The 11088-nt window shown below is 38.5% G+C and carries 13 protein-coding genes and 1 pseudogene; 6 read left to right on the top strand and 8 right to left on the bottom strand.

Annotated elements, in window-relative coordinates; genetic code table 11:
* The first annotated feature begins 998 nt into the window (after positions 1–998).
* A complete protein-coding gene (locus Xinn_RS18665; protein WP_099137744.1) occupies positions 999–1898 on the top strand; it encodes a DNA cytosine methyltransferase in 900 nt (299 codons plus the stop codon).
* Here Xinn_RS18665 and Xinn_RS18660 read toward each other — a convergent pair.
* Both Xinn_RS18660 and Xinn_RS18655 read right to left on the bottom strand, forming a co-directional pair.
* Positions 1888–2805: a hypothetical protein gene (locus Xinn_RS18660; RefSeq protein WP_099137743.1), complete on the bottom strand. Its 918-nt coding sequence runs from the start codon at positions 2803–2805 to the stop codon at positions 1888–1890. The two genes, Xinn_RS18665 and Xinn_RS18660, sit on opposite strands and share 11 nt — an antisense overlap.
* Before the next feature lie 237 nt (positions 2806–3042).
* Positions 3043–3280 (bottom strand): annotated as a pseudogene (locus Xinn_RS18655) (helix-turn-helix domain-containing protein).
* Positions 3281–3821: 541 nt separating this feature from the next.
* Between Xinn_RS18655 and Xinn_RS18645 the strand changes: the two are divergent.
* A complete protein-coding gene (locus Xinn_RS18645) occupies positions 3822–4139 on the top strand; it encodes a hypothetical protein (RefSeq protein ID WP_099137741.1) in 318 nt (105 codons plus the stop codon).
* Positions 4140–4258: 119 nt separating this feature from the next.
* On the opposite strand, the gene Xinn_RS18640 is transcribed toward Xinn_RS18645, so the two are convergent.
* The 4 genes from Xinn_RS18640 to Xinn_RS18625 all read right to left on the bottom strand — a co-directional run bounded on the left by Xinn_RS18640 (position 4259) and on the right by Xinn_RS18625 (position 6148).
* On the bottom strand, positions 4259–4579 hold the full coding sequence (locus Xinn_RS18640; RefSeq protein ID WP_099137740.1) for a type II toxin-antitoxin system RelE/ParE family toxin: 321 nt from the start codon (positions 4577–4579) through the stop codon (positions 4259–4261).
* Entirely contained in the window at positions 4569–4835 is a 267-nt protein-coding gene (locus tag Xinn_RS18635) for a plasmid stabilization protein (RefSeq protein WP_099137739.1), read from the bottom strand. The genes Xinn_RS18640 and Xinn_RS18635 overlap by 11 nt, the downstream gene beginning before the upstream one ends.
* 199 nt (positions 4836–5034) lie before the next feature.
* Positions 5035–5682 carry a hypothetical protein gene (locus Xinn_RS18630; RefSeq protein ID WP_099137738.1) on the bottom strand — a complete coding sequence of 216 codons (648 nt, stop codon included), beginning with the start codon at positions 5680–5682 and terminating at the stop codon, positions 5035–5037.
* 34 nt (positions 5683–5716) lie between these two features.
* Positions 5717–6148, bottom strand: a complete 432-nt coding sequence (locus Xinn_RS18625) for a conjugal transfer protein TraD (protein ID WP_099137746.1) — start codon at positions 6146–6148, stop codon at positions 5717–5719.
* Positions 6149–6360: 212 nt separating this feature from the next.
* Between Xinn_RS18625 and Xinn_RS18620 the strand changes: the two genes are divergently transcribed.
* From Xinn_RS18620 to Xinn_RS18605, 4 genes are all read left to right on the top strand, one after another.
* On the top strand, positions 6361–7386 hold the full coding sequence (locus Xinn_RS18620; protein ID WP_211286036.1) for a MobA/MobL family protein: 1026 nt from the start codon (positions 6361–6363) through the stop codon (positions 7384–7386).
* A gap of 11 nt (positions 7387–7397) precedes the next feature.
* On the top strand, positions 7398–8126 hold the full coding sequence (locus Xinn_RS18615) for a hypothetical protein (RefSeq protein WP_099137737.1): 729 nt from the start codon (positions 7398–7400) through the stop codon (positions 8124–8126).
* 69 nt (positions 8127–8195) lie between these two features.
* Positions 8196–9053: a hypothetical protein gene (locus tag Xinn_RS18610; protein WP_099137736.1), complete on the top strand. Its 858-nt coding sequence runs from the start codon at positions 8196–8198 to the stop codon at positions 9051–9053.
* 15 nt (positions 9054–9068) lie between these two features.
* Complete coding sequence (locus tag Xinn_RS18605) at positions 9069–9506, top strand: DUF1240 domain-containing protein (RefSeq protein ID WP_099137735.1); 438 nt, start codon at positions 9069–9071, stop codon at positions 9504–9506.
* Between the two features lie 30 nt (positions 9507–9536).
* Here Xinn_RS18605 and Xinn_RS18600 read toward each other — a convergent pair whose 3' ends face one another.
* Together Xinn_RS18600 and Xinn_RS18595 are read right to left on the bottom strand one after the other, a co-directional pair.
* A complete protein-coding gene (locus tag Xinn_RS18600) occupies positions 9537–10016 on the bottom strand; it encodes an Hcp family type VI secretion system effector (RefSeq protein WP_099137734.1) in 480 nt (159 codons plus the stop codon).
* A 141-nt stretch (positions 10017–10157) separates the two neighbouring features.
* Positions 10158–10847 carry a replication initiation protein gene (locus Xinn_RS18595; protein WP_099137733.1) on the bottom strand — a complete coding sequence of 230 codons (690 nt, stop codon included), beginning with the start codon at positions 10845–10847 and terminating at the stop codon, positions 10158–10160.
* Positions 10848–11088: the final 241 nt, after the last annotated feature.

The following is an 11088-nucleotide window of genomic DNA, read 5'->3' as shown; positions in this document are numbered from 1 at the left end:
TATTACCGTCAAAAGCACCACCTATTACCGTCAAAAGCACCACTTATACGCTCTCAAGGTATTGATTTTAAATGTTAAAAATAGGCCGAAAACAAGAATAAAAACAAAAAAACAAGTTAAAAAAGGGCACGCGCTGTGGATAAGTCGGAAAAATTTTGTGATGTAGATCACTGAAATAAAGAATGGCGTACAAAAGTAACCCCAATCCACACTAAAAAGATGCAATTCCGCATCTCCGACAACAAACATCAAAGTCACCATTTAGTTTTGCGCGGATTGGTTCGCTTTGCTCACGGCTTAGTAGAAATGAGTCTCATGTCATCATGCGAACTCATCTTTAGGATCACAGCATTGATCAAGATGATCCTCAATGGCTAACATACTGACACTGTGTTTTTAATGCCGTAAAAAGGCGTAGAAATGATTCTGAGTGGTTTTTATCTTCAAGTGATAGTTCCATCACCGTAACAAAGAAAAGTGACCAGAATGACGCTGAGGCGATTTAAACATGATCCCTTGTATAACGTTATGTCCTCTTCAGATCACTCCCATCTGTTTAAATCCTTTAAAATCCGACTTACGTGCTTATTTTGACGTAAAACAAGAATGAGGACAGAGATATGCATAATTATGCACACGGTTAAAAACCTCTGTCCGCGATTTTGCGGATTTTTGGGAGGGAAGTGCGTGGGTTACCAGTTTCAGCGTAAAACCGTGCTGAGGGCGTTTGGGGCGGTGCTGGCAACGGCTGTTATGTTAAATGAAAAAACAGTTATATGGAGAAACTTCCTTTAGATAATTTGAAATATAATCACCTGTTACAATATGTATAGTAAAAGGAATGGTGAAATCAATTCGTCATTTCCTAGGATAACTTTTCTGGCTTTTTTGGCTCATTTTATGTGAATTCCATAAAATTTTTCTAAAAAAACTGGCCATTTGATCAGTATATCTTTACTATAGTGATTATAGTGTCTATTTGAGTGAACAAATTCTGTATGTTGTATAAAGTATCTTCTTTTTTTGCTGGTATTGGAGGCTTTGATCTTGGGCTAGAGAAAGCAGGAATGGATGTTGTTTTTCAGTGTGAAATTAATTCATTTTGTCAGGAAGTTCTTAAAAAAAACTGGCCTAATATTCCGCTAATAAGTGACATATCATCTGTTGATCCCAAAGATATACCAGAAAGCAATGTTTGGTGTGGTGGCTTTCCTTGTCAAGATGTATCTCTAGCTAATCAAGGCAAAAGAAAAGGTTTACTAGGTGAACGGAGTGGATTGTTTTTTACTTATGCAAAACTTATTAAAGAAAGAAAACCTGACTGGATTATTATCGAAAATGTTCCAGGTCTCCTCAATTCCCACAACGGAGAAGATTTCAGAACAATTATCGAAACGCTGGATGAACTCGGGTATGGCTTATCGTGGAGAGTGTTGGACGCAAAATACTTTGGAACACCCCAAAGACGACGTCGAGTGTACATTGTCGGAAGTTTTGGAGACATGCGCTCCGCTAGAGTCCTTTTTGAAACCGGAGCAACTAAATTCGTTGATAAATCGGGCACTGGAGAGAGAACAACAATTGCCGCAAGATATGCTGACAGCATATCAAAAGCAAATATCTATTCTATCCAACATGCAGGAATTGGAAGAAAGCCCAGTGCAGGACCTCAAGCAAAAGGATTTAGAAATGATGGAGAAACATACACTCTCGATTCAAGAGGAAGCTCCGATGCTGTATGTTCGCCGGATGCTCCCTTCAGAATACGAAACATTACAGGGGTTTCCAAAAAATTGGACTCTCGTAGATTCAGAGCAATAGGCAATGCAGTTGCAGTGCCTATTATAGAATGGATAGGTAAAAGAATAATATTAATTGACCGAGAAGCTAAACAGTAAGCTTTTCGTTATTAAGTAATGTGAACTCACCTTCGAATATCTCAGGGCAAGGACTGCCCTGATCAGTGAGAAATCGAACAAAAGTAGAATAATTAGTAAATATTGCTTTCTCTTTATTTATTCTTAGAGGTACGGGCCCACTTTTTTTATCTAATGAGTTATTTTCCTCTATTGGTAGAAGACATAAAGTCCAGTTATGTCTTCTTAAGTCTCTTAAATTAGCGTTTTTTATTCTTTTGTATAAATATTCGTACAATGGAAGACCAACAGCGAAAACTATTTTTCCTCCAGTTTGGTCGACAACATTTCCCTTGACTAAAAACTGCTCTTGCTGTCTTCTCCATGCATTTGTTTCTAGTGTACTGGCTTTGACAATGCTTGCCAAAACAGAGTTGGTAGGATTATCTTGTTTAGACCATATATCTATATTAGTAGATATATTTCCTGTATTACTCGTTTCTCCACCACCTTGCATTTCGAGTAATATTTCATCCACTTTATTTTTAGATGAAAAGTTTCTCATAACATAATCGGCATGGTAGCTATTACCAGATTCTGGTAATGGGATTTTTACTTCTCTTTTTATCCCAATTTCATCTTCCTTTAGATTATCATTATTATATATAAATTTAGCGATTTCTAATAAAATAGTTTGTTGATGTAAAACTAAACCTATTGGTTTTTTGTTTTTGTTTATTCTTCTTGATGAACAAAGACGGTGTTCACAGGTAATCCAAATACTACCATCTGTTTTCCTGACAGAACATATTGGAGCTAATCCTTTCGATACCTTATCACATGTCCTATCCATAAATGGACATTGAACATTAGTTTCGGGAGGTACAGGAACTATGTTTTCATCTACATCAGTTCGTTGTCCTAGATACTCAGCTACAGAAACAGCCATAAATTTTCATCCATTATTTGAATAAACTTATAATCTCAGGGGATGATTATAAGTTAAATATGGCTCTGTATAGGAATTGTAAGCCGGAATCCTCCAAAAATTTGTAGCGTTAACTTCCTATTTCTCATTAGCTGCGTCACTTGGTAAATCCAAGTGACGCAGCCAAAAATTGGCTCGTAGCCCTTGTTATGCCTGATTTAAGGCAAATATTCACTCAGTGAAGCCAATAATTTTCTATCATGATTTATTTCGAGGATTACGTTCTATCAGGCAGCCCATGTAATCGAAATAACGACTAGGCCAAATTTCGGAAGGATGAAGGCCAAGCCAGTGCATTCGAGAGCGTGGATGGACTTAATCCAGCCTGACGGGAAATGGCTGTTAAGGTTGTTCCTTGTTTGCGTAATGCGGCAATGATATCAGCCGGATGCTGGGTTTGATGCTCAGTGGGACGAAAAAAATCCGTCTGAAAAATCGATTAACAGACATACCTGTGCATTATGTGCCGCTTTTCGATTTAAAAGACGCCATTTTCGGTATGATATTCACTGTCCATAATACTTTGATTTATCGGGCAAATAAAAAACCTCATCAATCAAGACCTACCAAGTTTAAATCTTCTTGTTCTTGGATAACTTTAAGGTTCATTCTGATGCTGTTATTTAAATCTACGCAATTGGCATGAGTTAGGAGTTAGTTTAACTTCCTTTATGATGCCTCCTGCTGCGCGCGTTTACCCGTGTATCTCTTGTAGAATAGTGCACGCAGTCAATATACCTTTTTCATGCCGTTATCGCTCCTATTATCACAATCTTTAAATCGGCTTTATTAATCAAAATTTGCTTAACGTGAGTTTTCGCCCCACTGAGCGTCAGACCCCTAAAAGTTCTTGGACTGCCAAAGGGATTAAATGATTTTATTTTGTATATTGGTTCACAATTATAAAAATAACTTTTTGCCTTCTTTTTTTAAGCCCCTAATTAATACATTACACTTATATATTCAAAGGATACGTAATGTCGGATAACTACGATTTGATAGAAGAAGCAATTAGAAATAAAAAACAAGTTATTGCCATGTACAAAGGACACTTAAGAGAAATGTGTCCTCATGTTTTAGGTAAAAAAAATGGAAAGGAGCAGGCCTTGTTTTATCAGTTTGGTGGACACAGTAGTTCTGGCTCCATCATTCCCGGATCGCAACGTAATTGGCGCTGTATTCAAATTGATGGGTTAAGTGATATTACGTTAAGAAATGGCGAGTGGCATACTGCTGATAACCATAGTCAAAAGCAAACGTGTGTTGACGATATTGATATTGAAGTGATTTTTTAAATCATAAAGTCAATATGCGCATAAGACCTATTATATTAACCGGGTGAGTTAGGTAGCTAAAACCACCCGTTCATAATTTTGTTCTTTTTTGCAAGGAACGTACAAGAGACTTGGAACAGTCATCTTTGAGGCATCACATACGTGTGTATGGGGTGGGGGTTCTGCCGTTGTCCAACGACTGCGAGTACGCTGACCCGTTTCGTCTTATCGTCTACCTCGTAAAGCACATGTTGCCCGACCAAACTGATGCGACGTACATTTTCACCATAGCGTGAATCGACCTCATACAGACGGGGAAATTCTGCCAGTTTGTCTGTCGAATTCAGGAGGCGATCCGTTACATTTCTGGCATCCCAGAGTGAGGAGTTTTCCGCGATATAGTCAAAAAGCGCCATGATGTCTTCGATAGCCCCTTGTTTCCATTCGACGTTATACCGCATCGCGTAACGCCTGATAACGATTTTGTAGTTGCTGGCGAAGCTGTTCGGTGGTGATGCCTGGGCGACTGTCTGCACGGCTGATTGCCACTTTGGCTCTTACCTGTTCTTCGTACTCAGCCCGTGCCAGTTCCTCATTAGCCAGCCGTTGCAGAAGTTCTGCATTTTGGGCTGCGTTGGCACTGGGCATAATTCGTGGCAGGTTCTCTGCCAGTTCACGCAGAAAGTTAGCGTTTTCATAGTGGGTTGTGTTGTTCATTGTCGTGCTCCAACTATCCGTCAGTGTGGGGTAATGCAACTTGACCTGTGCTGATTATACGCCATCAACGTTAATTGATTAATGTCCCATTCGTGGCGTCACTTGGATTTACTAAGTAACGCCGTTAAAAACTGGCTCGTATCCCTTGTCCTGTCTTCTTCCAAGTAAAATTATATTGAGTGAAGACAGCCAAAAAGGATCAATTTCTTTCCGTCAAACCGTCAGCCACCCATTGGGTTTTTCCGTATGTATAATCTGGGAATTCTTGATCTAACATGGTTTCCCTTTTCAGTAACCGGCGAACTAAATGCGCCAGTTTACGCAGTTCTTCAACGTTTCGAACCTCAATCGGTGCCACGATGTGAACATAACGGCACCAAGCCAGCATTTCGATTTTGAATGAGGGATGAATGATGAAGTTTGCCTCTTGACATAAACGGGCTTTTTCCGCATTGAGCGCATCAAGCCATGCCTGGTTGTCATCATTTTTGAACATGGTGTAACCAATGGTTTTTTTCCGGCTTTGTCCCACTTTTTTATACGTTTTTTCTTTGACTAAGAACCCCTTGTTCTTGATTTTCTGGTGAGTCTGATAAAGTTGATCCACAGCTTCAAAGGCGGCATCTTCAATTTTGTCATGATAGGCTTGGCGAGGGTGTTGCCATGCGACGGCAACACGTACTTTTCCCTGAATGAACATGACATCATCCCACCACGATAATCCATTGGGATCTTGGTCAGTGTAGTCGTACCGGATTAGAATTCCTTCCTCAAACTGATCACTGTGTTTGTTTTGATGGTACTGTTTTGCTAAATGCCGGTTACGCTCAAAGCGGCGGTTTTTCATAAGGTGCTATTTTTCCTGTTATAGTTTTCAGGGATTATTTCTCTTCGCCCTTGGCTATTAGGCGATCACCAAGGGTTTTCAGTTCCTGCAATTTCTCAGGGGTACAAACTGACAGTTTTGACAATGCCCCGACGAACGTGCCTGCATCGAGTGTGAGCTGTCCCGTCTTTTTGTCAACCAGCCCTGCAAGGCTGACCAGACCCGCCACCTTAAACATCTCATGATTGCGAGCCTTACGCGCTGCCAGCCGCTCAGCGTTGATAACCCTTGCTGCTGCGCCTTTAGCTTTCATTGCCCGTTCTGCGGCTTTCTCTGCCCGTATCAGTACCGTGAGCTTGCGTCCCTCGTCCCGTGTTGGATTTTTAATCCCTGCCAGCTTCACTAGCAATCGCTGTTGTTCAGTGGGGGATTTCAGCCCCGTGATATAGCTTATTCGTGTCTGTAGCCATTCGTCTTTCGTGTTCATTCCTACCTCATAGTATAATGCCAGTACGTGAGCGATTTTTCCTTCCATATAATCATAAATATATGTTCGCCTGTTGCAAAATTAGCATAATGCAAAGCGGCTCACTAATATTTATAATTATATGGAAGGCGCGCTTAGGTGTTTCTTATCTTCGATAAGAAACGCGCGTTTTGGGCTTTGCCCAAAAATGGTAACACCGGAGACATCTTATTATGGCGATAGCCCGATTAAGTGTGAAAGTAGGCAGGAAGGGAAAAGGCGCACAACATGCTGCCTATATTGCCCGTGAAGGAAAGTATAAAAAGCGTCTTGAAAAAAGTGAACGGCTGGAAGCAACGGATTACGGCAATATGCCCGCATGGGCGACTGATAACCCCCAACAATTCTGGCTGGCAGCGGATGCTTTCGAACGGCAGAACGGAACAGCCTATCGAGAAATGGAAATTGCCTTACCCCGTGAACTCGATCCCAGACAACGGGAAGCGCTTATCCGTGACTGGGTTAGGCAGGAAATGGGCGAACAGCGTGCCTACCAGTGGGCTATTCATGTGCCGATGGCAGCGGATGGCGGGGAGCAGCCTCATTGCCACCTGATGTTTTCAGAGCGGATAGATGACGGTATTCCTCGTGATCCAGAGCAGTATTTTAAACGTTTTAACCGTAAGACACCGGAAAAAGGCGGCAGCCAGAAAAGTTACGCGGGGGAAGATTTTCGCTCACGGAAGGCATTGATTATAGCCTTGCGTGGGCGTTGGGAAATTCTGTGTAACCAGCATCTGGAATTGGCGCACTGTGCTGACCGTATCGATATGCGCAGCTATGCCAAACAGGGATTAGATCGTGTGCCGGAAAAAAAAATGTTGCCCAGTGCATGGCGTAATCCGCTGGAACGCAGCGCGATCATTGAATTCCGGCATATCCGGCGTGAGCAGGAAACCAGCCAGCATGTTCTTCATCTGATGGAAAAACAAGACGAAATAGTTTATTCCCCTGAAATTACCCGTGATATGAATCACTTTCAGTGTAAACATGAACTTTTTAATGGAATGAGGCAATTTAAGGAAAATTATCAGCAGGAGGCACAGAAAAAGCAGCAGGAACTGGAGGAAATAAAAAGGCAGGAAGAAAGGCTGAGACTGTTGGAAAAGCAACGGGCAGAGCACGACAGGCAAATTCGGCAGCAAGCTGAACAGGAAAAGAAACAACGTCATTCACCCAAGATGGGTTTTAGTCGGTAACAGAGGCAGACATGAACAAAGAACTGACAGATTTTGAAAAAATTTCCGGTTATCTCTCCGTACTGGAAAAAGAAAAGGCAGTGATAGACGGCATGCTAACCGCCGTGGGGGAATCTCAGCGGTCTGCCTTTGATGCTATCACGGACGCCAAGAACGGACTGAATCTGGCAACGGAGGCGTTAAAAAGGCAATTGGCAGAGTTGGATCATATCGAAGTACAAAAATCCCAGATGAACGCGGTGCTGGTAAAACTGGATACGATTAAAGAGAGTGCCATCTATTCACTGGACACCAGCGCTTCACAGTTCAGGGAGCTGGCTAACTCTGTGCCAGCCGAAATTGGCCAGAATATTTTGGTCACCATCGGGAAAACCGATATTGCGGGGGCTGTCCGGCAGAAAACGGATGCGCAAATGGAAGCGATAGCAACTCAGGTTAGAGCACTGAGTGATCGTAGCCGTGATTTTGTTAAGGAGATGAATAAAGCTGAAAATAACCTTAGAGAGAATTGTGGGCAGCTTAAAAGCAATTTTTGGTGGATTGTCGGTGGTACAATGCTGTCTGTCACAATTGTTACAGGCATCAGTGCCAATTTTTTCTTCAGTCAGGGTGTGAACAACAATTATAACCTGATTAGTCATACTTATCAGAAAACAGTACAAGTTGAAAAACAGCTAAAGGCACTGGAAAGTAAAATGGATGAAGCTCTCAATAATGCAGAAAAACTAAAGAAAAAATAGTTGAGTCCGATAAAATATGAGACAAAATTTTGATAAATTATCAAGTTATGTAATGTTATGAGGTGCAAAATGAGTAGACGTGAAATTGAAGATGCATTTATGGATGGGGACTTAGTATTTGAAAATGGAACACTAAAACCTCTTACTTATACGAAAGAATATAGGAAAAAACAATTTGCTGAGCTTGAAAGGAAACTAAATGAAAATGAAGAGCATTATGCTTTAATAACTCTAGAAGAAGCTGCTGGATTCTTAAAATCTTACTTATGCAAAGATGGTGAGCATAAGGTATGGAAAGATAAGATATTTGCATGTACCGATCCTGCATCTTCTTTTTTTGGAAATATGCTTGAAACTATTGGGGTGGTTAAAATAATTGATGAGTTCAAAAGTCTTGGTGTTAAAGCTAAAGAATATAAAGTTAAAGGTATTACTTATATAAAAATAACTGGTAGAGAAAGCGTAGGTAAACTTATTACAGGTTCAGTTTATCGTATTGATAATCCGCAAATATTAAAAATAGGAATTGGTTCAAAAGGTATTATAGATGGTGTATTAGGTGGTGTTAAATATTGTATATATTTTTCTCTTGCTTATAGAGGTGTAGAATTGATGACGAAGGATGAATATGCCCTTGCTGATTTTTTAGGTAATATTACAGTTGATATAGCTAAATTAGCTATTACTATTTTGGCAACTATCGTTATTGGAAAGGTTGTAACTGCTCCTCTTTTACTTATAGGAGCAAGTTTAATCGGTATTGCTGTTGGGATTTTCTTGATTGGAGTAGGTATTACTATGTTTTTAAATGCTTTAGATAATGATTATGGAATCACTAACAAAATTATAGAGAAGTATAAGGAAAAGGAAAATATTGATAGGGTAAAAGATAATTTAATCAAAGGTTTTAGTATGGGGCAAATTTAAATACAAGGTTTATATATGTCGAATGTTATTAGTAGTAAAGGTTTGCTAGATATTCCTTTTTGGAAAAAAATACTTTATGTATTAACATCTCTTGTTTGTTTGTTTGGTTTGTTATTTGTTGTTTTTGACTCATGGAAAGATCTTGTTTCTTTGATTAATTTAGACGAGAGAGTATATTTTTCATGGAGGATTTTTCTTCTTTGTTTTGGTTTCCCTATAGCTTTTCATATGTTTTTTTCTGTTATTTTAATCTGTTTTGTAAGTAATTCAAAAGAATTTATAAACTATTTATTTAAAATATTTACAAGGCTTTTTTTTGTTGTTTTTATTTTAAGTTTTCCAGTTTCTTTATATTCTGATTATAAATTGAAATCGTTTGGATATTTAACATGTAGTAAAAAATCTTGGGTTGCACCAAATGAATATGTTAGAAATATAAAATTGTGTTACTAAGCATATAGTTATATGCTTAGTTTTTTTTACTTAGTAGATTCTGTCTTCCCATATACTATAGGCAGATGTACCTGCTGATACATGATTCCATGATATTGATTTATAATTGAGTATAACTCTTTCATATGGCATGGCATCAAAATCATTTATCGAATTTGGATAGACACAAGAAACTTCAGATATTGTGGCTTCAGTTATTTTAACTTCATAAAAAAGCTCTAAATGTCCTGCTTGTCCAGTTCTGTAAAAAATAAATTTTCCATCTAAAGATTCGTTGGAATCTATTGCCATAGCTAATAGTGGTGATGATTTATCTATGGGTTTAATTAATTGTATAGGGCTGTGACTAACGTTTTGTTGGCGAGTTATTGAGTGGTTTAAACTCAGTACCTGTATTTCGTTTTCGTGTCCATTCTGATACCTATTTCCTATTGAGTCAGGAGTTGAACATCCAGCCGATATGAGACCCTGTTTTTTACCATTTAAAGTTAAATAAATCATGTACGACATAAAATTACCATCCTTTTTTTAGATATTGGAATAACAAATTAACATACAATCTAAAAAGACAATAGTAATTCAAATCAAAAAGTAGGGATTGAAAATTATTTTTATTATTCTAATTAGTTAACCACAAATAAAAATGGTGCTTTAAATCGCCATTTTTATTTGGTTATCTTCTTTGAAGTTGAAATGCAAAGCAACAACATTACGACCACTTTTAACTGTGTCTACGGAAACAATAATATTGCTTTTTTGATTTAATTCATTAATGGATGGCTTTAAAAGAAGTTTATTTAAGTCCCTGAATTGTAAATATTTATTTTTAATTCCTAGCATAGTTCTAAAGTCTTCAAGGCTAATAATTCTGTCACCTGTTTTTTTGAATTGCATTAACAACTCATAAATTCTTATACTATAAGTTCTTTTTAGTGATGAAACGTTTTTCACCGCAATTGTTGTAAATTGGCCTTTTAATTGAGTCAAATAAGGCATTATTAAATCTGAGAAAACTAACTCAATTTTTCCTTGCCCATTAAAATATTTAGCCTGACCTTGAATCCACCTTATTTTTTCTTCTTTTTCTTTCCAGTGAATATAAATCCATCGCTCTGCCAATCTATCTACGGCTTCTTGTAACCTTCTTTCTGCATTTTCCTTACCCATATCAGGAAACGCTAAATAAAATTCATTTGCTGTTAATTGAAACGTTTTTTCTGGTGTGGGTGCTTGTGGGTTTAGCTTACCAATGCACATCAATAAAACTCTTTGTTCTTGAAGCGTTAGTTTATAACTGGCTTCAATGAGTGCATTAGATTTGTAGGCTACAAGTTCTGTCATAGTTTTTGCACCATATAATTATAAGTGGTTTCTATTTTTTTAACACCACAACAAATATATGTGGTGTTTTTTTTTTGTCAACCACTCAAAGTTGTGAATATTACCGTCAAAAGCACCACCTATTACCGTCAAAAGCACCACCTATTACCGTCAAAAGCACCACCTATTACCGTCAAAAGCACCACTTATACGCTCTCAAGGTATTGATTTTAAATGTTAAAAATAGGCCGAAAACAAGAAT

The organism is Xenorhabdus innexi, assembly GCF_002632485.1.
Lineage (GTDB): Bacteria > Pseudomonadota > Gammaproteobacteria > Enterobacterales > Enterobacteriaceae > Xenorhabdus > Xenorhabdus innexi.
This window is presented reverse-complemented; position numbering and strand designations above follow the sequence as displayed.